The organism is uncultured Sphingomonas sp., from assembly GCF_913777625.1.
Lineage (GTDB): Bacteria > Pseudomonadota > Alphaproteobacteria > Sphingomonadales > Sphingomonadaceae > Sphingomonas.
The window spans coordinates 1-23,175 of sequence record NZ_CAJYTI010000023.1; the positions used below are offsets into that span (position 1 = coordinate 1).

Genomic DNA, 23,175 nt, shown 5'->3' on the forward strand with positions numbered 1-23,175 from the left:
GCTCGGTCTGGCGGAGCAGTTCGCCGGTGCGGCGCTCGTCCGGCCCGGCGACATGCGCGCCGAAGCCGATCGACTTGCCCTGCAGGCGGTCGCCGATGATCTTTTCGAGCCCGCTGAACGCGCCGCCGCAGATGAACAGGATGTTCGTCGTGTCGACCTGCAGGAATTCCTGCTGCGGATGCTTGCGGCCACCCTGCGGCGGGACGCTCGCGGTCGTGCCCTCCATCAGCTTCAAGAGCGCCTGCTGCACGCCCTCGCCCGACACATCGCGCGTGATCGACGGGTTCTCCGCCTTGCGGCTGATCTTGTCGATCTCGTCGATGTAGACGATGCCGCGCTGCGCCCGCTCGACATTATAGTCGGAGGCCTGGAGCAGCTTGAGGATGATGTTCTCCACGTCCTCGCCGACATAGCCGGCTTCGGTTAGCGTGGTGGCATCGGCCATGGTGAACGGCACGTCGAGGATGCGCGCCAGCGTCTGCGCCAGCAGCGTCTTGCCGCAGCCGGTGGGGCCGACGAGCAGGATGTTCGACTTGGCGAGCTCGACATCGGCACCCTTGGCGCCGTGGTTCAGCCGCTTGTAATGGTTGTGCACCGCGACAGAGAGAACGCGCTTCGCCTTCTTCTGCCCGATGACGTAATCGTCGAGCACGTCGCAGATTTCCTGCGGCGTCGGGACGCCCCCGTCCTTCTTCGACACCAGCGAGGACTTGGTTTCCTCGCGGATGATGTCGTTGCACAGCTCGACGCACTCATCGCAGATGAACACGGTCGGGCCGGCGATGAGCTTGCGCACCTCGTGCTGGCTCTTGCCGCAGAAGGAGCAATAGAGCGTGCTCTTCGAGTCACCGCCGCTGAGCTTGGTCATTCAATCCATCCTTCGCGCCTCGGGCGCGCTACGCTCGCCTGCCATCCTACACGCAGGCGAAGTTCCGGCAATCCATAATCGCCCCGCCCGCCCGACGTTCCATGCACCGGGAATCGTCAGGCGGTCGAAGATAGTCCAATAGTCTTAATTACCCGCTGCCGCATCCTCGCTCGGCACCGGACGCTTCTCGTACACCTCGTCGACGATGCCGAAGGCCTTGGCTTCTTCGGCCTCGAAGAACGAGTCGCGGTCCATCGTCGTCTCGATCTTCTCGATCGGCTGGCCGGTATACTTCGCATAGAGCGCGTTCATGCGCGCGCGGATCCGCAGGATTTCCTTGGCCTGGATCTCGATGTCCGACGCCATGCCCTGCGCACCCCCCGAAGGCTGGTGAAGCATGATGCGGGCGTTGGTCAGCGCCACGCGCAGGCCCGGCTCGCCCGACGCCAGCAGGAACGAGCCCATCGACGCCGCCTGGCCGATGCACACCGTGCCGACGCGCGGACGGATATACTGCATCGTGTCGTGGATAGCCATCCCCGCCGTGACGACACCGCCCGGCGAGTTGATGTACATCCAGATGTCCTTCTTCGGATTTTCCGATTCGAGGAACAGCAGCTGGGCGGTGATCAGCGAGGCCATATGGTCTTCCACCTGCCCGGTGACGAAGACGATCCGCTCCCGCAGCAGGCGCGAATAGATGTCGAAGCTGCGCTCGCCGCGGCTCGACTGCTCGATGACGATGGGAACGAGTGCGCCGGTAACGGGATCGATGGTCATCTGACCGGAAAGCGGATGCATGTGGGATGATCTCGTGGTTGTTGTATTGCCCGCGACTACATCGGCGCTCCGGCAGCACAGCGCAAGAGGGGCTTTGCCGGAGACGCGCCGTCAGGCCGATTGCAGAGCCCCCGTCGACTGCGCAGCCCGCGCGATCCGCGCGAGGGTTTCGGGTGCAGCAGCAAAGGCTTCCACGGCGGAGGCGAGCGCTGGCATGCGCTGGCTTGCCAGGGGCACATGGCGCGGACGCGGCGCCTTCCAGCCCAGCGCGCTCCCGGGGACCGCGTCGACCAGCGCCACCGGCAGCCCGCAGGCATCCGCGATCGCGACGGCAAAGGCCGCCCAGCTCAGCGCGCCCTGATGGGCGAGATGGAGGACCCCATGGGTCCCGTCGATCAGTTCGTCGAGCACCGCGTTGCACAGGTCGGGGACATAAGCCGGCGACACGATCTGGTCCTTCGCGGCGGAGAAGCGCCGCCCGGCGGCCAGCGTCTCCACCGCCTGCATGGCGAAATTGTGCCGGTCCCAGGGAGAGAAGAACGCAGCGGTCCGCACGATCAAGTGCCGCCCGTCGAGGACGCCGATCGCCGCCTCCATCGCCGCCTTGCTGCGGCCATAGGCGCCGAGCGGGACGCAAGGGTCGTCCTCACGATAGGGTCGGTCGAGCATACCGTCGAACACCATGTCGCTGGAGAAGCTCACGGTGGAGACGCCGCGCTCCGCTGCAGCAACGGCGAGTTCGGTCGCGCCGACGCAGTTGGCGGCAAAGCACGCCGCCTCCTCCGCTTCGGCATTGTCCACGCGCACCCAAGCGGCCGCGTTGATCACCGCCCACGGGCGATGCGTATCCAGCGCCGCCGCGATCGAGTCGGCATCCCCCAGATCGAGCATGGCGCGACCGGTGAGGATATATTCCAGGTCGCGGACGGCGCAGGTCCGGGCGAGGGCCTGCCCCAGCGTGCCGCTCGCCCCGGCGATCAGCAGCGGTTGGCGTCGTCGGCCCGGCACGACCGGTCGGGCCGTGCCCGGTTCTGGGTGCGGATGGCTACGATGGGTTACCCGCAGGTCGCGGCGCCACCAGCCCGCCCCCTCCAGCGCAGGGTGGCCCGGTGGCGTGCCCGTCGCCAATGCGTGCAGCAGCGGAACCATCGCGATCGGCCGCGGTGCCCCGCCCGCCACGTCGAACACGCCGGGCTCATAGAGGCCCGGTTCGGTCAGCAGCGTATTCCAGCCCGAGTCGCCGAACAGCGACCAGGCGGTCACCGCCTGCACCTCGATCCCTGCCACCCGCGCCGCCTCGGCATCCGCCCACGCATCGCGCATCCAGCGCATCTGCTCCTCGCGGGTGCAGCCGTTATGCACCTCGGTGATCGCGATCGGGATGGCGTAGCGCGCCCAAGCCTCGGCCAGCGCGCTGGCGAGCCCGTCCGGCGCCGGATCCAGCACCCGCACCGCCTCGGTATCGACATAGGCGATCCGGCCATTGCCCCCGCGCATCGCCGGCGGATAGGCCGCGCCCCGCTCGTCGAGGAAGCGATCGCTGGTCAGATAGTGATTGATGCCGATCACGTCGGGCGGGCACGGCGCCTGGGCCAGCACCTCCAGCTTTGCGGTGAGGCCGTGGCCGGCCAGCCGCGCCCATATCGGATGCCCCGGCACGCCCCGTCCGCAGAGCAGGTCCCAGCCCATCCAGCGGCGATCGTTGTCGAAGGTAACCTGCGACTGCGTCTTCGGCGTGCCGTAGGTCTTGCCGAGATCGTCGGTCTGGATCAGCCGTGCGTCCGGCACCACCGCCCGCACCGCCGCCATCACCTGCACCACGCCCTCGATCTGGTGGACCAGCGCCCGCCAGAAGCAGCCCTCGTCGCGGGCGTGCGGATACCAGTGCCCGTACAGGGCGGCGAACCGCGCGGTGGTCAGCGGTTCGTTGACCGGCGTCCAGTCGGTGATCCAGGAATAGCGTTCGGTGACGCGGGCGGCATAGTCCCCCAGCTTCACGCCGAAATCGGGATCGAGCAGATCGGTGCGGCGCGGCCTGCTGCCATGATGGACCAGCCCGGCGATCGGGTGCACGCCAAGCGCCCGCAACCGCGCGAGACGACTGTCGCTCCACGTCCAGTCGCACGTGGCGGCATCTTCCGGGGATACCCGCTCCCACAGCACCGGAAAGCGCAGCGCGCGCGCCCAGCGCGGCGATACAATCGAGATCCTCGATCCTATCGTGATGGCCGGTCTCGACCGACTGGTCGGGGAAGCGGTCGCGGACGCGATTGACGGTGCATTCCGCGCCGCCCCAGAGTTTAATCGGTGGCACGCCGCGCCCCTTTATGATTGCAAGAACAAGGGCATGCGGCCGCCGCGGACCAACATGGATCAACCACGCCTCTCTGCTCGTCGCAGAATGCGCCTTTCCACCTCCGAACAAGCGCGTAGCGGGTACCCCCGCAATTCCCTTCGTCGCCTATAAAAACCACATTGTTGTCGGGGGTTGGACCACGATGTCGGTACAGGGCGTAACGGAGTACGAAGCGATGGTCGGGCGCTGGTCGGAGACGGAGGCAAAGGCGTGGTTCGCGCGCCAGCCTTGGGTTATGGGCTGCAACTTCACCCCCTCGAACGCGATCAACCAGCTCGAGATGTGGCAGGCCGAGACGTTCGACATCGAGGCGATCCGCGCCGAGCTGGCGCTGGCGGCCGATGTCGGCATGAACGCGGTGCGCATCTATCTGCACGATCTGCTCTGGGCCGAAGACCCGCAGGGCTTTCTCGAGCGGGTCGACACCGTGCTCGCGGTGGCCGACGGCTTCGGGATCCGGGTGATGCTGGTGCTGTTCGACAGCTGCTGGCATCCCGATCCGGCGCTGGGGCCGCTGCCGGCACCCAAGCCTGGCGTGCACAATTCGGGCTGGGTGCAGTCGCCCGGAATCCCGGCGCTGCGCGATCCTACGCAGCGGCCGCGGCTGGAGCGCTACATCAAGGGCGTGGTCGGCCGCTTCCGCGCCGATCGCCGCGTGCTCGCCTGGGACATCTGGAACGAGCCGGACAACGGCCCCGAAGTGTCGCTGTGCGACGCCGGCGAGCTCAACGCCAAGGCCGATTTCGTCCTGCCGGTGCTGGTCGAGGCGTTCGACTGGGCGCGCAGCATGCGGCCCGTGCAGCCGCTGACCAGCGCGATCTGGCTGGGCGACTGGTCCACGCCCGATCGCCTGACCCCGCTGCAGCAGGCGCAGACCGGCCTTTCCGACATCCTCTCGTTCCACAATTACGGCACGGCGGAGGATTTCGCCCAGCGCATCACCTGGCTCAGCGTATTCAACCGGCCGATGTGGTGCACCGAGTTCATGGCGCGCCCCGCGGGCAGCACGTTCGAGGCGATCCTGCCGGTGGCGAAGCTGCACAATGTCGGCGCCTTCTGCTGGGGATTGGTCCGCGGCAAGACGCAGACGCACTTGCCCTGGGCGGCTTGGGAAAACCCCGATCTCGCCGGGCTGAAGGACAAATGGTTCCACGACATCTTCGATGTCGGCGGCGTCCCCTATGACGACGCCGAGGTCGAGTTCCTCCGCCTGCTGCGGACCCTCGACGACAAGGCGCCGCACTGGCCGATCATCGCGGTGGAAGCGAGGAAAGACGCCGACAACAGGCCGGAGGGCGAGGCGAAGGCAGCCTAGTCCTCCTTCCACTCCTCCCCCCCTGCGGGAGGGGAACCTGCGGGGCGAGCCTGCTCACTCCGCCAACGCCACCGCCCTTACCGGCGCAGCCGCCTGCTCCACGGCGACATGCCGCCGATAGGTCGCGAGCGCCTGACCGACGACCTGGTCCATGTTGTAATAGCGGTAGGTCGCCAGCCGGCCGACGAACAGCACGCCCTTGGTCGCTTCCGCCAGCGCCTCATAGCGCTTGAACAGCGCCTTGTTCTCGGGCCTCGGGATCGGGTAATAGGGATCACCCTCCGCGCTCGGATACTCATAGGTCAGGCTGGTGTTGGGCGCCTGCTGGCCGGTCAGGTGCTTGTACTCGGTCACCCGGGATACGGTACGGTCTCGTCCGGATAGTTCACCACCGCCACCGGTTGCGCCCATTCGCGACCCTCGTGGACATGCTCGAAGCGCAGCGAGCGATAGGGCAGCTTGCCGAAGCGGAAGTCGAAATATTCGCCGATCGGGCCGGTATAGACGATCTGGTCGAAGCTGAACCGGCGCTTCGCGTCCTCGAAGGTCACGCCCCGTTCGAGGTCGATGTTGGGATGATCGAGCATCCGCGCGAACATCGCCGTAAACCCGTCGCGCGGCATCGCCTGGAAGCGATCGGTGAAATAGCGGTCGTCGGTATTGGTACGGGTCGGCATCCGGGCGGTGACGCTCTTGTCGAGCTCGGACGGATCGACCCCCCATTGCTTGCGCGTATAGCCCTGGAAGAAGGTCTCGTAGAGCTCGCGACCCACCGCCGAAATCACCACGTCCTCCGAGCTGCGGATCACCGTCACCGGCTCCGCCCGGTCGGCGAGGAAATCGGCGGCCTCCTGCTCCGGCTCCAGCGACAGGCCGAACAGCGCGTTCAGCGTCGTCCGGTTGATCGGGATCGGCACCAGCTGCCCGCGCACCTCCGCCAGCACGCGGTGCTCGTAGGGGCGCCATTCAGTGAAGCGCGACAGATAGTCGAAGATATCCGCGCTGTTGGTGTGGAAGATGTGCGGGCCATATTGGTGGATCAGGATCCCCGCATCGTCTTGGTGATCGAAGGCGTTGCCGGCAATGTGCGGCCGCTTGTCGATCACCAGCACGCGCTTGCCCGCGTCCGCCGCGAGCCGCTCGGCCATCACCGATCCCGCGAAGCCGGCACCGACCACCAGATAGTCATAGTGCGTGCTGCGCACCGGCTTGAGCAGCGGCTGATCGGGCTCGGTGACCTGGCGGATCAACCCCAGCATCCGGGCGGCAACCTGGTCCCAGCTCTGCTCGGCCAGCAGCGTATCGGCCTCGGCGCGCCAGGCATCGCCCGTGCCGCGCAACGCCAGCGCCTGCTCGCACGCTTCGACAAAGGCCTCCGCCCCCTCCGCCACAAACACGCCGGCAATCTCGCCATAATGGCGGATCACGTCGGTGATCGGTGTCGAGACCACCGGCAGGCCGGCCGCGAGATATTCCGGCGTCTTGGTCGGGCTTATGAAGCGCGTCGCCTCGTTGATCGCGAACGGCATCAGCGCGACGTCCCAGTCGCCGGCATAGAGTGGCAGCTCCCCATATCCCTTGGGGCCCAGCCAAGCGAGGTTCGCGCGCCGGGGCAGCGCGGCGGGGTCGAACTTCACCACCGGACCGACCGTCACGATGGTCCAGTCCGGTCGGGCGTCGGCGATCGCCGCGATCAGATCGAGATCCATGCGCTCGTCGATGACGCCGTAAAAGCCCAGCCGCGGGCGCGGCAGGCCGGGCTGGTCGGCCGCATCCTCTTCCAGCGCCCGGCCCTGCGCGAAATGCGCGGCGTCGACGCTCGACGGAAAGGGATGCACCGAGGGATGACAGTCGCGCTTCGCCTCATAGAGACTGTAGCCGCCGGTGAAGACGAGATCCGCCAGCCCGAACAGTTCCTGCTCCAGCGACATCGGCTCGGGCGGCGCGAAGCGGAAATTCTTCAGCTCGTCCATGCAGTCATAGACGGTGCAGCCGGCCTGCAGATGCCGCGAGAAGGGCAGCATCATCGGGGTATAGTACCAGCGGATCAGCTCCGCCTCGACGCCGGCGACATGCGCGTCGAGCAGTGCCCGCAGCGCCGCCACGCGCGCTTCCCCCTCCAGCCCGACGGGAAGATGGGGCACCGCCACGGCCACGCCGCCACCCGCGTCCCGAACGTCGAGCCAGGGCTTCGGCGTGTCGTCCTCGATCGGCTCCTCCCAGAACAGCATATCCATGTTGCGCGCGAAGCGCGTCATGAGGTGCTGCGGGCGCTGGAACACGAAGTCCCAGCGGAGACGGGAGAAGCAGATCAGCGCGAAGTTGCTGCTCGGATGGGCGATGGCGGCATGCTTGGTCAAGGACGGTTTTCCCGCTGCGTTCAACAGGGAGAACCCGTGCCTGCTTTGCACCGCTCCAGTTCTTGTAGCTAATTTCTTTTTAAATCAGCACGATGCAAGTTAATGCAACATGCCCGTAAATGAAGGCGGGGCGGCCGGTGCAATCGCACCATCCGCCCCACCTCCGGGATACACGTTCGTCAGGCCGCGTCGACCATCACGATCTCGCTGTCTTCGATCGCGGTGATCTTGAGCAGCGCGAGATCCTTGATGGCGGCACCGTCGCGGGCATTCACGCGCACGCCATCGATCTCGACCGCGCCGGTAGCCGGCACCAGATAGGCGCGGCGATCGCTGCCCAGCGGGTATTCGGCCGTCTCGCCGGTGCGCAGGGTTGCGCCGAGCACCCGGGCATCGGTGCGGATCGGCAGCGCGTCGCCATCGCCCTCGAAGCCGCTTGCCAGCACCACGAACTGGCCGGCACGATCGGTCTTCGGGAAAGGCCGCGTGCCCCAGCTCGGCTTCTCGCCGCCGCGGGTCGGCTGGATCCAGATCTGGAAGATCCGGGTGGTCTCGTCCTCGCGATTATATTCGGAGTGCGCGATGCCCGTGCCTGCCGACATTACCTGCACGTCGCCGGCGACGGTGCGGCCGTGATTGCCCAGATTGTCCTGGTGGGTGATCGCCCCGTCGCGGACATAGGTGATGATTTCCATGTCGCGGTGCGGGTGCGGCGGGAAGCCGGTCTGCGGCGCGATCGTGTCGTCGTTCCACACGCGCAGATTGCCCCAGCTGGTGCGGGCCGGATCATGATAGTTGGCGAAGGAGAAATGGTGCTTGGCGTCGAGCCAGCCATGGTTGGCGCCGCCGAGGCTGGAAAAGGGGCGAAGTTCGATCATGGTGGGTCTCCCTGTGGGGGTGCGCCGCGCTGCGGCGCCGTTTCGATGGCCGGGATATAGGCGGGCTCGACTTCTCCAATCAGTGGGATAAACTGGACAAAAACGTTCCAGGAAATCGAAATGTCTACCCCGGGCACCCCCACCTTCGACCAGCTTCGCATTTTCCTCGCAGTGGTAGACAACGGCAGCTTCGCGGGCGCGGGGCGGCAGCTGAACCGCGCGGTGTCGGTCATCAGCTACGGCATCGCCAACCTCGAAGCGCAGCTGGGCGTGCTGCTGTTCGATCGCGAGGGCACCAAGAAGCCGCGCCTCACCACCGCCGGCGAAGCGGTGCTGGCCGAAGCGCGGACGGTGGCGCAGGGCATCGATGGCTTGCGCGCCAAGGTGAAGGGCCTGCTCGACGGGCTGGAGGCCGAGGTGCACCTCGCCGTCGACGTGATGCTGCCGACGCGGCGACTGGGCGAAGTGCTGCGCGCCTTCCGCGCCGAGTTCCCCACCGTGACGCTGCGGCTGCACGTCGAGGCGCTGGGGGCGATCGCCAGCCTGGTGCTGGAGGGCAAGGCCGTGCTCGGCATTTCCGGCCCGCTGGCGGCAGGGATGAACGGCATCGAGTATAAGGCGGCGGGATCGGTGCAGATGGTGCCGGTGGCGGCGCCCGACCACCCGCTCGGCCGGATGAACCCGATCCCGCCAGGCGCGGGGCGCGACCATGTGCAGCTCGTGCTCTCCGATCGCTCGCCGCTGACCGCTGGCCGCGACTTCGCGGTGATGAGCCCGCGCACCTGGCGGCTCGCCGACCTGGGCGCCAAGCATGCGCTGCTCCGCGAAGGTATCGGCTGGGGCAACATGCCGTTGCCGCTGATCGAGCCGGACCTCGTCGCCGGCACCCTGGTCCGGCTCGCCATGCCGGAGAGCCCCGGCGGCATGTACCGCTTCAGCGCGATCTGGCGGCGGGATGCGCCCCCCGGCCCGGCGGCATCGTGGCTGCGGGCGCGGTTCGTGGACGCAGGGCGCAACGATATGGATCTGGAGGGGCTGGTCGAAGTTTAGACCGGACCTGGGGGAAACCCGGCGTCTTTGACAGCCCTGCGGGTCGGTCGGAGGACGCCGCAACGATAGATGTTGGAGAGGATGCGATCATGCAGGGCTGGTTCGCGATCGCGAAAGAGAAAGAGCGGCATCTCGTCCGCCTGACGATGGGCGGCTTTTTCGAGGCCGCCACGATCCTCCAGCTGCGCGCCGCGCTCGTCGAGGCGGTGGCGTCCCTGTCCTGCGGGCCGAACGAGCATGTCACGCTCTGCGACATTCGACAGATGGACATTCAAAGCCAGGAACGCGTGGAGGAATTCTCCAAGCTGGTCGGCAGCGACGACATCCGGTCGCGCAGGCTTGCCTTCGTCGTCGCGAAGAGCCTGGCACGCCTGCAGGCCAAGCGCCTGACCTCGCGCGAAGGCGTGGAGTTCTTCGCGGACCCGGAAACGGCCCTCGACTGGCTGACCAGCTAAGCCCGTTCCGCTTGCGAGGGGATCGAGATGCTCGCCCGAACACTGATGATCGCAGCGCTATTGGCCGCCGAGCCCGGGTTCCCGGCACCCGAACCCGCCCGCGGATCGCGGGCCGCACCCAGCCGCCCCGTGGGGCAAGACGGCGAAGACATCGTCGTCACCGGCGCGCGCCTGCGCACGACCAAAATAGACTATCGTCAGCGCGGCCCCCGCATCCTCTATTGCGGCCCGCGCGACGAGCGACAGGACGCCAGATCCGTCGCAACGATTTGCGATTTCCTGGAAACCTGTGCGCTCGGCGGCGCGCGGGCGCCCGGCACGCTGGCAGACTGCGTGGAGGCGAAGATCGCCGCCCGCAGCCGGCGCCGGGACTGACGCGCGCCCCGCTCGCCATCTCAGAACAGGATCGCGCCCCCCGTCACCAGCCGGAAGTCCGGCGAGTTATGGTTCAGACCAGCCACGGCCAGCACGTCGAACTGGAGCACCTTGGTCGGCCGCCATGCGGTCGACAATGCCGCGAGCGCATGGGTCTCGTGCCCCTGCGGATCCTGATCGCGCTCCAGCGAGACTTCGGCAGTGGTCGTCACCCTCTCGCTAAACTTGTACCGCAAGCTGGTGATACCGCTGTAGGCGAAGTGGCTCCCGGCGCCGCTCTGGTTTGCGGCGGCGTCGGCTTCGCCGGTGAAGGCGACCGCCACCTTTTCGGTCAAATTATACTGCACCGGCACGATCACCCCGGCGCCCCAGGTGCCGTCGCCGATCGGATATTTGCCCGTCGGCGCCGTGACGAATGCCTCGACGCCGGCGGAGAAAGGCCTGCCCTTCTCGCCCGCGAGATGCTGGCGGACGGCGAAGCGCAGGTCGCCCGTGCCGCGGATTGTGTCGATCCCGCCGCTGGCCTTGTCGCGCGTGCGATCCTGGCCATAGGCGGTCCAGCCCAGCTGGACCTCGGTCTTCGATGCGACCCCGACGCGCAGCAGCAGATCTGCCGCGGCGATGCGGTCCTCGCGCTGGTCGGGCTGGTCGTCGCGCTCCCAATCGAGGAACGACGCCTCGACATGTACCCGCCCGGGCTCGGTGGTACAGCTCGACCCGCCGATGCTCGGCCGGGTCGGGCAGAAACGCGGATCGTCGTCGGCCAGGGCCGACCCCGCTGCGAGCAATGCGCTCGCGGCCATCCCCACGTTGCAAACTGTCCGCCGCATGTCGCCCCCCTGGCTCGTTATGGGGGCCCAACGAGGCGTGTTACAAATTGTTTCGCTCAGCCGTCGCGGATGGCGTGCTCAAGGTCTGCGGCATGGGCAGCCGCCGGTTCGGTCGGTGCGGCGGCGTCCGCAAGTTCGGTCTCGACGCGTGCGCCGCCGGTGAGCGTGCGGTGTACCGGGCAACGATCGGCGATCTCGAGCAGCCGTGCGCGTTGCGCGTCGTCGAGGTCGCCCTCGATCTCGATCCGCCGGGTGAACAGGTCCGCGGGCACGATGCCGGCCTGGCGCTGGTGCCCGGCGAGCGTCCGGAAGCCGGTCACCGGCCAGCCCTTCTGCAGCGCATAGACGCGCAGCGTCATCGTGGTGCAGGCAGCTAGCGCAGAGGCAAGCATCTGATAGGGCGTCGGGCCCGATCCGAGGCCGCCGACCGATACCGGTTCGTCGAGCATCAGCGCCACGCCCGCGACCTGCACCGCCACCTGGAACTTGCCCGCCCCCGTATCGCGCGCCACCGCGTCCAGGGCCACTTCGCTGCTCATGCCGTCTGCTCCGCCAGTTGCGTTTCGATGGCGATACCCTGCTTGAGCGTGAGCGTCACCGGCGTCCGTTCCGCGATCTCGGCCAGCCGAGCACGTCCCGCCGCGTCCGGGCCGGCGATGGTCAGCGTCCGCTTGATGCGGCGCGCATCGGGCGTGCCGAGGATCCGCAGATCCACCTCCAGCGAATCGATCCGCCAGCCCTTGCGATCGGCATACATGCGCAGCGTCATCGCCGTGCAAGCGCCCAGCGCCGCGAGCAGCAGGTCATAGGGCGCGGGCCCCGCATCGTGGCCGCCATTGCCCGGCGGCTCGTCGGCGAGGATCGGGTGGCGGCCGGCCTGGATGCGGGTTTCCAGCAGGTCGGGGCCGATATGGGCGGTGGCATGGGCCATGACGGTCGCTCCTCAGATTGCCAGCAGCGCGATCGCTTCGATCTGCGCGGGGTTGAAGCCGTGGTCGGCCAGCATCGGCACCAGATCGGCGGCAGGGGTGCGCTGGCGCCGCGTGATGCAGACGAACTGGCGGATAGCCTCCAGCCGCGGGTTGGCGAGGGGGGTCGGCCGCCGCAAACCGAACAGCGTGTCCGCAATGCGGCCGAGCAGCGACGGGGACCGGGTACCCGAAAGGGCGCTGCAGCCGCAGTCCGCCGCGTCCTGGAACGCGACCGATATGGCAGCCCATTCGATCTGGCTGAGCTGGGGTGCGGTGTGACGATCCATCGAAGCCTCCTGTGTTGGCCCCTTGCTAGCGCGGCACCGCTATTCCGATCAGCCGGATAGTTTCGACGCTATCGTTCGAGGAAATCGAATAGCCTCTTTTCTAATTCCTCGAACATGTGGGACGATTTTATTCCAGTTAACCTGCCACTCCCTCGGGACCATGTTCGGGTCACCAGGCGAAGCAGATCGGCCCCCGCCCTATCTCGGAGACACATCATGGCTACCGCACCCCTCCCCACCGCCACCACCCCCACCAACGTTCAGTCGGCGCTGCCGCTGGTCGGCCGGATCGGCATTGCGGCGATCTTCCTGCTCAGCGGCCTGTCGAAGCTCGCCGCGCCTGCCGCGACGATCGGCTATATCGCCTCGTCGGGCCTGCCGCTGCCGCAGCTCGGCTTCGCCATCGCCCTGCTCGTAGAGCTCGGCGGCAGCATCGCGCTGATCCTCGGCTATCGCACCCGCATTGTCGCCGCGATTCTGGCCGCCTTCTCGGTGGCGACGGCGCTCGCGTTCCACGCCGCGCTGGGCGACCAGAACCAGTTCATCAATTTCTTCAAGAACATCGCGATGGCCGGCGGCCTGCTGCAGATCGTCGCCTTCGGGGCAGGCGGCTGGAGCATCGACGCTCGCCGCTGAACGGACGTCGGTCGCATGAAAGGGGGTCGCACGGTCGTGCGGCCCCTTTTTGCCATCCCCATCCATCGTACAGGCGACCAGCCGCCGGGGCTCCGCTAGAAACGCAGGCGAGGAGCTCGCCATGACCCGCTGCACGCACATGAACGCCGAGACGGTCCGCGCGGTAACCCCCAGCGCCAAGGGCTGCGAGGAGTGCCTCAAGACCGGCAGCTGGTGGGTGCATCTGCGGCTGTGCCGAGAATGCGGCCATGTCGGCTGCTGCGACCAGTCGCCCAACCGCCACGCCACCGCCCATTTCCACGAGACCGGCCATCCGATCATGGAAGGCTATGACCCGCCCGAAGGCTGGGGCTGGTGCTATGCCGACGGCATCGAGGTGGACCTGCCGGACCAGACGCCGCAGATCGGGCCGATTCCCCGCTTCTTCTGACCTGCATGGACAGCCGGCCGCCGCGCGCTAAGAGCGGCAGCCATGGCCTTTCCGGTTCTCCCGGCGTGATCGACCCGCCGCCCCCTGCCCGCAGCGCGATGCTGCTGTTCGGCGCAGGCGACTTTGCGTTCAATCTCTACTGGCAGGCAGTCAATCTCTACCTGCTGTTCTTCTATATCGACACGCTGCGACTGGCGCCGGCATTGGCCGGCTCGCTGTTCCTGATCGGCGCGGTCTGGGACGGGGTGGCCGATTTCGTCGCGGGCGTCGTCGCCGAGCGGATGCGGCGGCCCTATCGCTGGCTGATCGGCTGGGGGGCGTTGCCGCTCGGGCTCAGCTTCGTCGCGATGTTCACCGTTCCGGCCGGCGCCTGGGGCATCGCCCTGGCGGGGCAGCTCGCATTCCGCACGCTCTACGCTTTCACCAACATTCCCTATTCGGCCTGGACCACCCGGCTGGCCGGGACCAGCGCCGAGCGTGCGCTGATCGCCGGGCTGCGGATGATCTTCGGGGCGATCGCCGCGACGCTGGTCGCGGGCATCCTGCCGACGCTCGTGGCACGGTTCGGCAGCTATGCGGCGGCGAGCGCGCTGCTCGCCGCGCTCGGCGTGCCGCCGCTGCTCGCGATCGCCTGGCGCGTGCCGGAGCACCGTCCGCCGCCAGCTGCTGCGCCCCGCCCCCGCATCGGCCCGGCACTGGCGCTGCTTGCCCGCAACCGCGCGTTCGTGGCGCTCAACCTGGCCGCCGCGGCCGGTGCGGCGGCGGCGGCGCTGACCACCCAGTCGGTGCTCTATTATTTCCGCTATGTCCTGGCCGACGGCCCTGCCGGGCCGCGCGCGCTGGCCGCGATGGCCTTCGCCAGCCTCGTCGCGACCCCGCTGTGGACGATCGCCGCCCGTCGCGCCGGCGCCCGGGGTGCCTGGCTGATCGCCTGCGGGCTCGCGCTCGCCGTGCCCGCCGGCTTCGTACTGCTCCCAGCGCCAGGGGTGGCGGCGACGACACTGTTCCTGCTCGGCATGCAGGTGGCCTTTGCCGGGTTCGGCCTCGCGGCGTGGACGCTGCTGCCGGACAGCGTCGACTGGGGCGCAGCGCGGAGCGGCGTGCGCGTCGAAGCCATCGCCTTCGGCACCTTCGCGCTGGCCCAGAAGGCGGCGCTTGCGGCCGCCGGCTTCGCGATCGGCGCGATCTACCAGGCCAATGGCTTCGTCGCCGGCGCGCCGCAGGGCGCGGCAAGCCTGGCGGCGATCCGCTGGCTGATGCTGGCGGGACCGGCACTGCTGCTGCTCGCGGCACTGGCGGCCGTGGTGGCGCTGCCGCTGCGGCGAGAGACGATCGCCTAGCGCGTCCTTCGCGCAGGGCGAAAGGACGCGCTATTGCTAATCGTTAGCCTTCAAACCAGCGCAAAACTGCCCGAAACGCCCTCCGCCTCGGCCGAGGGGGCAATCCACAGCCGGAAGGTCCCAGGCTCGACCGTCGGCTTCATCGCCTGGCCGATGAAGAGCAGGTCGGCGCGAGTGAGCGTGAACTCGACGCGCTTCCGCTCGCCCGGCTTCAGCGCCACGCCGCGGAACGCCTTCAGCTCGCGGACCGGGCGAGTGACGCTCGCCGCTACGTCGCGAATGTAGAGCTGGACGACTTCCTCGGCCGCGCGCGACCCGCGGTTCGTAATCGTCGCCGATACCGTGAGCTTGCCGTCCGCCGTCAGCTTGCCGCCGCCCAGGTCGAGGTCGCTGTAGACGATCTCCCCATAGGTAAGCCCGTGCCCGAACGGGAACAGCGCCTCGTTCGGGAATTCGCGATAATGGGTCTTGTATTCCTGCAGCGGCCCCGCCGGGTTGGGGCGGCCGGTGGACTTGTGGTCGTAATGATAGGGTTCCTGCCCGGTCGCCTGCGGGAAGGAGACCGGCAGCCGCGCCGAGGGGCCGACGACGCCGAACAGCACGTCGGCGATCGCCGGACCGTCCTGCGAGCCGAGGAACCAGGTGACCAGGATCGCCGGGGCCTTGCGCACCGCGCCCTCCAGCGCCAGCGCGCGGCCGTTGCGGAGCAGCACGACGATCGGCTTGCCGGTCGCTGCCACCGCTTCGGCCAGCGCCATCTGCGCCGGCGGCACGACGATCGCGGAGCGCGACTGCGCCTCGCCGGACATGCGGGCATGCTCGCCCACCGCCAGCACCACCACGTCTGCCGCCCGCGCGGCCGCCACCGCTGCCTCGATCCCACCGGCGATCGGCCCGTCGAGGCCGGCGCCTTCGGTAACGCTCACCAGCGCCGGATCCGAAACCAGCGCCTTGACGCCGGTCGCCAGATCGATCGCTTCCTTGTCCGTGCCATAGACGTTCCATGGCCCGATCTGGTCGTGCAGCCCGCCGGCGAACGGGCCGATCAGCGCGATCTTCTTGCCCGAGCGCGGCAGCGGCAGCAGCTGTCCCTCGTTCTTGAGCATCACGATCGAGCGCGCGCCCGCCTCGCGGGCGAGCGCCAGATGTTCGCGGGTGCGGACCCGCGCCTTCTCCCGCGCCGGATCGATGCGGCGGAACGGATCGTCGAACAGGCCGAGCTGCACCTTGAGCGCCAGCACCCGCCGCACCGCCTCGTCCAGCCGCGCCATCGGCACCTCGCCCTTGGCGACGAGGTCCGGCAGGTGCTTGATGTAGAAGCCGCTCTGCATGCTCATGTCGACGCCGGCCAGGAAGGCCAGCTTCGTCGCCTCGCGCGCATCGGCGGCGAAGCCGTGCGCGATCAGCTCCTCGTCGGCGGTATAGTCGGAGACGACGACGCCGCCGAAGCCCCATTCGCGGCGCAGCACTTGGGTGAGCAGCCATTCATTGGCGGTGGCGGGAATGCCCGAGAGTTCGTTGAACGAGGCCATCACCGTCGGCGCCCCCGCCGCGAGCGCGGCCTGGAAGGGCGGGAAATAGATCTCGCGGAGCGTCCGTTCCGAGATGTCGACCGTGTTGTAGTCGAGCCCCGCCTCCACCGCGCCATAGGCGGCGAAATGCTTGGCGCAGGCAGCGACCGCGTCGGCCGCCTCCAGCCCCTTCGCGCCCTGGAAACCGCGCACCCGGGCCGCCGCCATGAGCTTACCGAGCAGCACGTCCTCGCCGGCACCTTCCACGCTGCGGCCCCAGCGGGCGTCGCGGGTGATGTCGACCATCGGCGCGAAGGTCCAGTCGATGCCCGCCGCCGCCGCCTCGACCGCAGCTGCCCGGGCGGTCCGCTCGGCGAGATCGGGATCGAAGCTGGCCGCCTCGCCCATCGGCACCGGGAAGACGGTGCGGAAGCCGTGGATCACGTCGGCGGCAAACAGCAGCGGGATCCGGAGCCGCGATTCGCGCATCGCTACGGTCTGCATCCGCTTGGCCATCGCCGCGCCGTTGCCGTTGAACACGCCGGTCAGCCGCCCGGCCCGGACCTCGGCCAGCTGGCCGTCGAAATTGGACGAAGCGCCCGCCGGATTGAGCGTCACCGCCGCCCCGCCGGACCAGGCCGCGGCCATCAGGGTGAGCTGCCCGGCCTTTTCCTCGACGGTCATCGTCGCGAGCAGCGACTCGACCGCGGCAGGCAGCTTTTGCGCCCCCGCCTGGAGCAGCATCGCCCGCGCCGGGCTCGCCGCCCAGGCCGCAGCGGCACTCGCCCCGATCAATACCGCACGCCGGGAAATTTGGCCGTCCTTCACGCGTTTCCTCCCTAAGCACGACCATCCTCCGGCCGCCCTATCATCCATGTTGCAAGTCACCCTTGCTTCATGTAACCGGTTACATCAATAGGTTCATGCCGTCACCTGCAAAACGCACGGCGCGGACCGAGGATCGGGAGAGGACCAACCACGCCATGCCGAATGCGACGATCCGAGATGTTGCGCGCGAAGCAGCGGTATCGGTCGCGTCGGTGTCGCGTGCGCTGAACGGCGCGGCCAACATCCGCCCGGAGCTGCGCGACCATATCCGCGCGGTGGCCGATCGGCTCGGCTATGTCCCGCATGCCGGCGCGCGACATCTCAGTCTCGCCCGCTCCTCGACGATCGGCGTCGTCGTTCCCGATCTGCACGGCGAATTCTTCTCCGAACTGCTGCGCGGCATGGACCGCCAGGCTTCCGAACTCGGGCTCCACCTGCTGCTAATGGTGATGCACGGCGAGGCCGATCGCGGCGTCACGGCGCTCCAGGCGATGCGCGGCCGGGTCGACGGGCTGGTGGTGATGGCACCGCAGATCACCTCGGACGAGCTGTTCGCGCATCTGCCGCGGACCATGCCCTCGGTGCTCGTCAACTGCCCGCCTCATGACGGCGCGCGCCCCGAACTTCGTGTCGACAACGTTGCCGGCGCGGTGGCGGTGATCGAGCATCTCGCCGCCGGCGGGTGCCGCCGCATCGTCCATATCGCCGGACCTGCGGCCAATATCGACGCGCAGGAGCGCCTGCGCGGCTGCCGGGAGGCATGCGCGCGGCTCGGCCTCGACCTGCGCGTGCTGCAGGGCGACTTCAACGAGGAAACCGGCACCCAGGCGGTCGCGACGCTGCAGGCCGAAGGCGCCGCCTATGATGCGATCTTCGCCGCCAACGACAATATGGCGGTCGGCGCGCTGATGGCGCTGAAGCGCGCGGGCATTGCGGTGCCCGAGCAGGTGGCGGTGGCAGGGTTCGACAATATCCCGCTCACCCGGATGATTTCGCCCGCGCTCACCACCGCCAGCATCGACATCGCCGAATTCGGCGCGCGCGCCGTGGTGCGCCTCGCCGGACTGATCGACGGCGCCGACGACGACACGCTCGAATGGCGCGCGCCGGTCGTCATCGCGCGGGAATCGACCCGCCCACTACCCGATAACACAACAGAAAACCCGATCCGCCGGGGAGATTGAGAGTGACCATGACCAAGTTTGTATTGCGTTCCGCATTGCTTACCATGACCGTGCTGGGCAGCGGTGCCCTGCTCGCCCCTGCGCCGGCCATGGCGCAGGTTGGCCAGGCATCCCTCCGCGGCACGATTACCGCGCCCGCCGACAATCCGGTGACGGAGGTCACCGCGATCGAGGTCGCCACCGGCATCCGCCGCTCGGCGACGGTCGGCGCCGACGGCACCTACAATTTCGCCTCGCTGCGCCCGGGCACCTATCGCCTGGAGATCCGCTTGCAGAACGGCACGCGCAATTCGGACGCGTTCACCCTGCGCGTCGGCCAGAATGCCGGCCTCGACCTCGATCTCTCGACGCCTGCCGACACCGCTGCTGCACCAGCCGACGGTGCTGCCGCCGCGCCTGCGGGCGGCGACGAGATCGTGGTGACCGGCAACCGCCTCCGCTCGCTCGACGGCGGCCAGGTCGGCATCAACATCACCCAGCGGCTGATCGAGCAGCTGCCGCAGAACAACCGCAACTTCCTCGCCTTCGCCGATCTCGCGCCGGGCGTCCGCTTCATTGAGAGCGCCGACGGCTCCTCGCGCATCCAGGGCGGCGCGCAGGACAGCCGCACGGTAAACGTGTTCGTCGACGGCGTCAGCCAGAAGGATTACGTCCTCAAGAACGGCATCACCGGGCAGGACAGCTCGGCGGGCAACCCCTTCCCGCAGCTCGCGATCGGCGAGTATCAGGTGCTCTCGTCCAACTACAAGGCGGAGTTCGACCAGGTGAGCTCGGTGGCGATCACCGCCGCCACCAAGTCCGGCACCAACGAATTCCACGGCGAGGGCTTCCTCGACTATACCAACCAGGACTTGCGCGCCCGCCGGCCGAGCGAGCTGTTCCCCACCAAGACCGACAAGGTCGAGTCGAACAACAAGCAGTTCGGCCTGTCGCTCGGCGGCCCGATCGTGAAGGACCGCGCCCACTTCTTCCTGACCTATGAAGGCAAGCGGATCGACAGCCCGTACGACGTACGGCCGGAGAACGGCTTCCCGATCAGCGGCCTGCCCACCCAGTATCAGCAATATTTCGGCAGCTTCTCACAGCGCTTCAACGAGGACCTGTATTTCGGCAAGATCGACGTCGAGCCGAGCGACAAGGACCTGATCGAGTTCACCGGCAAGTATCGCAAGGAATCCGGCGTCCAGATCGGCACCGGCTTCGCCGCGGCGAGCACCGCCACGCTCAACAAGGTCGAGGAAAAGCGCTTCACCGGGCGTTGGCAGAGGAGCGAAGACAGCTGGATCAACGACTTCCGCGTCTCCTACCAGGATACGCGCTGGGCCCCGACGCCGGCAACGGGCGGCATCACCACGCTGTTCCAGGCCACCCCGCTGGTCAACGGCAACCGCAGCAGGTTCAACCTGCTGCAGTTCGGTGCCGGCGGCAACCAGCAGGACAAGGGCCAGAAGGGTTGGACCGTCCAGAACGACTTCACCTGGACCGGCTTTGACGGCCACACCATCAAGGTCGGCGCCAAGGCGAGCTGGATCAAGCTGCGATCGCTCGAGCAGAACCTGACCAACCCGCTCTACACCTACGACATCAACGCGTTCAGCCAGGGCGGATTCAACGACGCGGTCCCCTATCGCGTCCAGTTCGGCGCGCCGAGCAGCTCGGGCGCGTCGGACGTGCGCTCGAACAACTTCCAGTTCGGCGTCTATGCGCAGGACGACTGGGACGTGACCTCGCGCCTGACCCTCAACCTCGGCCTGCGCTGGGATTATGAGCGGACGCCCGCCTATCTCAACTATGTGACGACCCAGGAGAACATCACCGCGGTGTCGCCGGCGAACTATCCGAACCTGGTGAACGCCGACTACAACATCAACGATTACATCTCGAACGGCCACAACCGGAAGACGTTCACCGGCGCCTGGCAGCCGCGCCTCGGCTTTACCTATCGCTTCGACGAGGCGGGCCGGTTCGCGATGTTCGGCGGCTATGGCCGCTCCTACGATCGCAACCAGTTCGACTTCCTCCAGCAGGAGGTCAGCCAGGGCGCCTTCCCGACGCGCAGCTTCAACTTCATCGGCGCGGACTCGCAGAACCCCTGTACGCCCTCCACGACCTGCGTCGCCTGGAACCCGATCTACCTCACCGCGGCGGGCCGCCAGCAGCTGCTCGCCGGCACCACCGGCGGCGGGCGCGAATTCCGCTTCCTCAACAACAACCTCAAGGTCCCCTATTCGGACCAGTTCAGCCTGGGGCTGCGCGGCCGGTTCAACCTGGTCGGGCTCGAAGTGGGCTATACCCACATCACCAGCAAGAACGGCTTCGTCTTCCTGCTCGGCAACCGCCGCAAGGACGGCAGCTTCTTCTTCAACGATCCGGCGAACCCGACCGACACGCCCTCGGCCCCGTTCGGCGACCCGCCCCCGGGCTATGGCGCGATCATCCTCGGCACCAACGGCCTGCGCACCGCCTCGGACGCGGCCTATTTCAAGGTGACCAAGACCTACACCCCGGCCTCGCCGTGGAGCATCGACGCGACCTACACCTTCACCGAAGCCAGCGAGAACCGGCAGTTCGGCGAGGTCTATTCGCTCGATTACGCCTCGATCAACGACTATCCGACGCTGCGGTCCTCGGGCGTGCCGCGCCACCGCCTGGTGATTGCGGGCAGCGTCGACCTGCCGCTGGGCTTCGCGCTTTCGTCCAAGTTCCAGGTCGAATCGGCCGCCTATGAGAAGGCGTTCATCGACCAGGCGAACCCGTTCCAGCGCGTGCTGGTCGGCCGCTTCACCGATGGCGTGGGCGGCGGCTGGGGCCGGCGCCAGCTCGACCTGGCGCTGACCAAGTACGTGCCGATCCACTTCATCAGCGACCAGACCCGCCTGCGCTTCCGCGTCGACGTGCTGAACGTGTTCAACGACTACAACTTCGTCGACTTCAACAACGATCCCAACTCGACCGACTGGGGTCGCCAGGTCGGCACCAGCATCGGCGGCAACCCGCCGCGCACCGTCAAGCTGTCGGTCGGCTACTCTTTCTGAGACCCCTCCTCTGGGGGCGGCACCGCGTATCGGGTGCCGCCCCTGCTTTTTCAGGATTTTCGATGATGGATCGCAGGCAGTTGCTCGGCTCCGGTGCCCTTGCGCTCGCAGGGCTGACCGGCGCGTGCACCACGCCCGGCACGCGCATCGGCAGCGCCGGCACCGCGCCGGCGGCAGACCCGCTGATCCGCGATCTGCAGGAACGCACCTTCCGCTATTTCTGGGACACCACCGATCCCGAGACCGGCCTGGCGCCCGATCGCTGGCCCACCCCCTCCTTCGCCTCGATCGCCGCGGTCGGCTTCGCGCTCACCGCCTATCCGATCGGCGTCACCAACGGCTGGATCACCCGCGAGCAGGCCCGCACGCGCACCCTCGCCACGCTGCGCTTCTTCGCCGCCGCACCGCAGGGCAATGGCGAGAGCGATGCCAGCGGCTACAAGGGCTTCTTCTACCACTTTCTCGGCGTGACCAAGGGCCGCCGCTTCGCCCGCGCCGAGCTGTCGACGATCGACACCGCGCTGCTGCTGGGCGGCGTGCTGTTCGCGCAGAGCTGGTTCGATGCCGACGATCCCCAGGAGGCCGAGATCCGCGCCCTTGCCGACCAGGTCTACGCGGCGGTTGACTGGACCTGGATCACGCCGCGCCCGCCCTTCGTCGCAATGGGCTGGCATCCGGAGAGCGGCTTCATCCCCTCGGACTGGAACATCTACAACGAAGGGCTGCTGCTCTACGTGCTGGCGCTGGGCTCCCCCAGCCATCCGCTGCCACCCGAGACCTGGGCCGCCTGGACCGCCCGCTTCGACGCGCAGTGGCGCGACACATGGGGCGAGCCGCACCTCCAGTTCGCGCCGCTGTTCATCCACCAGTACAGCCATTGCTGGATCGACTTTCGCGGCATCCGCGACCCCTATATGGCCGCCAAAGGCATCGACTATTTCGAGAATAGCCGCCGCGCGGTGCGGGCGCAGCGCGCCTATGCCATTGCCAATCCGGGCGGCTGGGCAGGCTATGGCGAAGATGTCTGGGGCCTCACCGCCTGCGACGGTCCCGGCGACTTCAAGCAGCGGATCGCCGGCAGGGAGCGGGAATTCTTCAGCTATTCCGCGCGGGGTCCGGGAGATCGCGACGACGGCACGCTGGCGCCGACGGCGGCCGCCGGCTCGATCGCGTTCGAGCCGGCGCTGGCGACGCGGGCGGTTGCGACGATGCATGCCCGTTACGGGCGCGGCATCTATGGCCGCTACGGCTTTCTCGACAGCTTCAACCCCACCCTCACCCGTGCGGCGGCGCCGCTCAAGCACGGCAAGATCGTGCCGGGGATCGGCTGGGTCGATGCCGACCATCTGGGGATCGACCAGGGGCCGATCCTGCTGATGATCGAGAATCTGCGCAGCGGCCTGGTTTGGGAGGTGATGCGCCGCAACCCGCATATCCGTCGCGGGCTGCAGCGCGCTGGCTTCAAGGGCGGCTGGCTCTAGGCGTCAATCGTCCTGCCGGTCGGTCTTCTTGGGGCTGACCCAGACATGGACCGGCACGACCACCTTGCCGGGCGCCGGCTTGCCGATGTCGACGCGGCTGGCCTGGACCAGCTCGCCGTTCGCGAGGGTGAAGGACGCCCAGGGCTTGGGCATGCGGCCGAACGTCATCTTCTGAATGGGTTCGCCGGTATTCGAATTCATGATG

Annotated in this window: 20 protein-coding genes and 1 pseudogene; 10 read left to right on the forward strand and 11 right to left on the reverse strand. The window is 67.9% G+C overall.

The genetic code is table 11. The annotated features are described in order from the left end of the window. The 3 genes from clpX to QZ814_RS12835 form a co-directional block, all read right to left on the reverse strand. The coding region (clpX, locus tag QZ814_RS12825; protein ID WP_294332822.1) for an ATP-dependent Clp protease ATP-binding subunit ClpX at positions 1-868 on the reverse strand (868 nt) is incomplete at its 3' end. A 144-nt stretch (positions 869-1,012) separates the two neighbouring features. Next, a complete protein-coding gene (locus QZ814_RS12830) occupies positions 1,013-1,648 on the reverse strand; it encodes an ATP-dependent Clp protease proteolytic subunit (protein ID WP_294332824.1) in 636 nt (211 codons plus the stop codon). Between the two features lie 111 nt (positions 1,649-1,759). Continuing rightward, complete coding sequence (locus QZ814_RS12835; RefSeq protein ID WP_294332825.1) at positions 1,760-3,721, reverse strand: SDR family oxidoreductase; 1,962 nt, start codon at positions 3,719-3,721, stop codon at positions 1,760-1,762. A gap of 425 nt (positions 3,722-4,146) precedes the next feature. On the opposite strand from QZ814_RS12835, the gene QZ814_RS12840 reads away from it, so the two are divergent. Continuing rightward, on the forward strand, positions 4,147-5,319 hold the full coding sequence (locus QZ814_RS12840) for a cellulase family glycosylhydrolase (RefSeq protein ID WP_294332826.1): 1,173 nt from the start codon (positions 4,147-4,149) through the stop codon (positions 5,317-5,319). 54 nt (positions 5,320-5,373) lie between these two features. On the opposite strand, the pseudogene glf reads toward QZ814_RS12840, so the two are convergent. Together glf and QZ814_RS12855 are read right to left on the reverse strand one after the other, a co-directional pair. Then, positions 5,374-7,577, reverse strand: a pseudogene (gene glf / locus QZ814_RS12850) (UDP-galactopyranose mutase). Positions 7,578-7,858: 281 nt separating this feature from the next. After that, positions 7,859-8,557, reverse strand: coding sequence for a pirin family protein (locus QZ814_RS12855; RefSeq protein WP_294332829.1), 699 nt, complete (start codon positions 8,555-8,557; stop codon positions 7,859-7,861). A gap of 120 nt (positions 8,558-8,677) precedes the next feature. Here QZ814_RS12855 and QZ814_RS12860 point away from each other — a divergent pair, with 120 nt between their 5' ends. The 3 genes from QZ814_RS12860 to QZ814_RS12870 all read left to right on the forward strand — a co-directional run bounded on the left by QZ814_RS12860 (position 8,678) and on the right by QZ814_RS12870 (position 10,437). After that, positions 8,678-9,607, forward strand: coding sequence for a LysR family transcriptional regulator (locus QZ814_RS12860; RefSeq protein ID WP_294332830.1), 930 nt, complete (start codon positions 8,678-8,680; stop codon positions 9,605-9,607). 89 nt (positions 9,608-9,696) lie between these two features. Further along, positions 9,697-10,062: a hypothetical protein gene (locus tag QZ814_RS12865; protein ID WP_294332831.1), complete on the forward strand. Its 366-nt coding sequence runs from the start codon at positions 9,697-9,699 to the stop codon at positions 10,060-10,062. A gap of 45 nt (positions 10,063-10,107) precedes the next feature. Next, positions 10,108-10,437, forward strand: coding sequence for a hypothetical protein (locus QZ814_RS12870; RefSeq protein ID WP_294332832.1), 330 nt, complete (start codon positions 10,108-10,110; stop codon positions 10,435-10,437). Positions 10,438-10,457: 20 nt separating this feature from the next. On the opposite strand, the gene QZ814_RS12875 is transcribed toward QZ814_RS12870, so the two are convergent. The 4 genes from QZ814_RS12875 to QZ814_RS12890 form a co-directional block, all read right to left on the reverse strand. Further along, positions 10,458-11,240, reverse strand: a complete 783-nt coding sequence (locus tag QZ814_RS12875; RefSeq protein WP_294332833.1) for a transporter — start codon at positions 11,238-11,240, stop codon at positions 10,458-10,460. Between the two features lie 83 nt (positions 11,241-11,323). Beyond that, entirely contained in the window at positions 11,324-11,806 is a 483-nt protein-coding gene (locus tag QZ814_RS12880) for an OsmC family protein (RefSeq protein ID WP_294332834.1), read from the reverse strand. Next, complete coding sequence (locus QZ814_RS12885) at positions 11,803-12,198, reverse strand: OsmC family protein (RefSeq protein ID WP_294332835.1); 396 nt, start codon at positions 12,196-12,198, stop codon at positions 11,803-11,805. The genes QZ814_RS12880 and QZ814_RS12885 overlap by 4 nt, the downstream gene beginning before the upstream one ends. A gap of 12 nt (positions 12,199-12,210) precedes the next feature. Continuing rightward, positions 12,211-12,525 (reverse strand): hypothetical protein, encoded by a 315-nt coding sequence (locus tag QZ814_RS12890; RefSeq protein WP_294332836.1) that lies wholly within the window; start codon positions 12,523-12,525, stop codon positions 12,211-12,213. 216 nt (positions 12,526-12,741) lie between these two features. On the opposite strand from QZ814_RS12890, the gene QZ814_RS12895 reads away from it, so the two are divergent. The 3 genes from QZ814_RS12895 to QZ814_RS12905 all read left to right on the forward strand — a co-directional run bounded on the left by QZ814_RS12895 (position 12,742) and on the right by QZ814_RS12905 (position 14,931). After that, complete coding sequence (locus tag QZ814_RS12895; protein ID WP_294332837.1) at positions 12,742-13,161, forward strand: DoxX family protein; 420 nt, start codon at positions 12,742-12,744, stop codon at positions 13,159-13,161. 121 nt (positions 13,162-13,282) lie between these two features. Further along, positions 13,283-13,591: a UBP-type zinc finger domain-containing protein gene (locus QZ814_RS12900; protein ID WP_294332839.1), complete on the forward strand. Its 309-nt coding sequence runs from the start codon at positions 13,283-13,285 to the stop codon at positions 13,589-13,591. A gap of 5 nt (positions 13,592-13,596) precedes the next feature. Beyond that, a complete protein-coding gene (locus tag QZ814_RS12905; RefSeq protein ID WP_294332840.1) occupies positions 13,597-14,931 on the forward strand; it encodes an MFS transporter in 1,335 nt (444 codons plus the stop codon). Positions 14,932-14,981: 50 nt separating this feature from the next. Here QZ814_RS12905 and QZ814_RS12910 read toward each other — a convergent pair whose 3' ends face one another. Then, positions 14,982-17,270, reverse strand: a complete 2,289-nt coding sequence (locus QZ814_RS12910) for a glycoside hydrolase family 3 N-terminal domain-containing protein (RefSeq protein WP_294332841.1) — start codon at positions 17,268-17,270, stop codon at positions 14,982-14,984. A gap of 155 nt (positions 17,271-17,425) precedes the next feature. On the opposite strand from QZ814_RS12910, the gene QZ814_RS12915 reads away from it, so the two are divergent. The 3 genes from QZ814_RS12915 to QZ814_RS12925 all read left to right on the forward strand — a co-directional run bounded on the left by QZ814_RS12915 (position 17,426) and on the right by QZ814_RS12925 (position 22,970). Continuing rightward, positions 17,426-18,454, forward strand: coding sequence for a LacI family DNA-binding transcriptional regulator (locus QZ814_RS12915; protein WP_294332842.1), 1,029 nt, complete (start codon positions 17,426-17,428; stop codon positions 18,452-18,454). An 8-nt stretch (positions 18,455-18,462) separates the two neighbouring features. Further along, positions 18,463-21,489, forward strand: a complete 3,027-nt coding sequence (locus QZ814_RS12920) for a TonB-dependent receptor (RefSeq protein WP_294332843.1) — start codon at positions 18,463-18,465, stop codon at positions 21,487-21,489. A gap of 62 nt (positions 21,490-21,551) precedes the next feature. Next, positions 21,552-22,970 (forward strand): glucoamylase family protein, encoded by a 1,419-nt coding sequence (locus tag QZ814_RS12925; RefSeq protein ID WP_294332844.1) that lies wholly within the window; start codon positions 21,552-21,554, stop codon positions 22,968-22,970. Positions 22,971-22,973: 3 nt separating this feature from the next. Here QZ814_RS12925 and QZ814_RS12930 read toward each other — a convergent pair whose 3' ends face one another. After that, on the reverse strand, positions 22,974-23,171 hold the full coding sequence (locus QZ814_RS12930) for a hypothetical protein (RefSeq protein ID WP_294332845.1): 198 nt from the start codon (positions 23,169-23,171) through the stop codon (positions 22,974-22,976). Positions 23,172-23,175: the final 4 nt, after the last annotated feature.

Excerpts from the sequence above, each read along its gene's own strand:
- QZ814_RS12890 (WP_294332836.1), bottom strand. The coding sequence starts at position 12,525 with ATGGATCGTCACACCGCACCCCAGCTCAGCCAGATCGAATGGGCTGCC.
- QZ814_RS12860 (WP_294332830.1), top strand. The coding sequence starts at position 8,678 with ATGTCTACCCCGGGCACCCCCACCTTCGACCAGCTTCGCATTTTCCTC.
- QZ814_RS12925 (WP_294332844.1), top strand. The coding sequence starts at position 21,552 with ATGATGGATCGCAGGCAGTTGCTCGGCTCCGGTGCCCTTGCGCTCGCA.
- QZ814_RS12920 (WP_294332843.1), top strand. The coding sequence starts at position 18,463 with ATGACCAAGTTTGTATTGCGTTCCGCATTGCTTACCATGACCGTGCTG.
- QZ814_RS12930 (WP_294332845.1), bottom strand. The coding sequence starts at position 23,171 with ATGAATTCGAATACCGGCGAACCCATTCAGAAGATGACGTTCGGCCGC.
- QZ814_RS12915 (WP_294332842.1), top strand. The coding sequence starts at position 17,426 with ATGCCGAATGCGACGATCCGAGATGTTGCGCGCGAAGCAGCGGTATCG.
- QZ814_RS12875 (WP_294332833.1), bottom strand. The coding sequence starts at position 11,240 with ATGGCCGCGAGCGCATTGCTCGCAGCGGGGTCGGCCCTGGCCGACGAC.
- QZ814_RS12865 (WP_294332831.1), top strand. The coding sequence starts at position 9,697 with ATGCAGGGCTGGTTCGCGATCGCGAAAGAGAAAGAGCGGCATCTCGTC.
- QZ814_RS12855 (WP_294332829.1), bottom strand. The coding sequence starts at position 8,557 with ATGATCGAACTTCGCCCCTTTTCCAGCCTCGGCGGCGCCAACCATGGC.
- QZ814_RS12840 (WP_294332826.1), top strand. The coding sequence starts at position 4,147 with ATGTCGGTACAGGGCGTAACGGAGTACGAAGCGATGGTCGGGCGCTGG.
- QZ814_RS12905 (WP_294332840.1), top strand. The coding sequence starts at position 13,597 with ATGGACAGCCGGCCGCCGCGCGCTAAGAGCGGCAGCCATGGCCTTTCC.
- QZ814_RS12830 (WP_294332824.1), bottom strand. The coding sequence starts at position 1,648 with ATGACCATCGATCCCGTTACCGGCGCACTCGTTCCCATCGTCATCGAG.
- QZ814_RS12885 (WP_294332835.1), bottom strand. The coding sequence starts at position 12,198 with ATGGCCCATGCCACCGCCCATATCGGCCCCGACCTGCTGGAAACCCGC.
- QZ814_RS12895 (WP_294332837.1), top strand. The coding sequence starts at position 12,742 with ATGGCTACCGCACCCCTCCCCACCGCCACCACCCCCACCAACGTTCAG.
- QZ814_RS12880 (WP_294332834.1), bottom strand. The coding sequence starts at position 11,806 with ATGAGCAGCGAAGTGGCCCTGGACGCGGTGGCGCGCGATACGGGGGCG.
- QZ814_RS12900 (WP_294332839.1), top strand. The coding sequence starts at position 13,283 with ATGACCCGCTGCACGCACATGAACGCCGAGACGGTCCGCGCGGTAACC.
- QZ814_RS12870 (WP_294332832.1), top strand. The coding sequence starts at position 10,108 with ATGATCGCAGCGCTATTGGCCGCCGAGCCCGGGTTCCCGGCACCCGAA.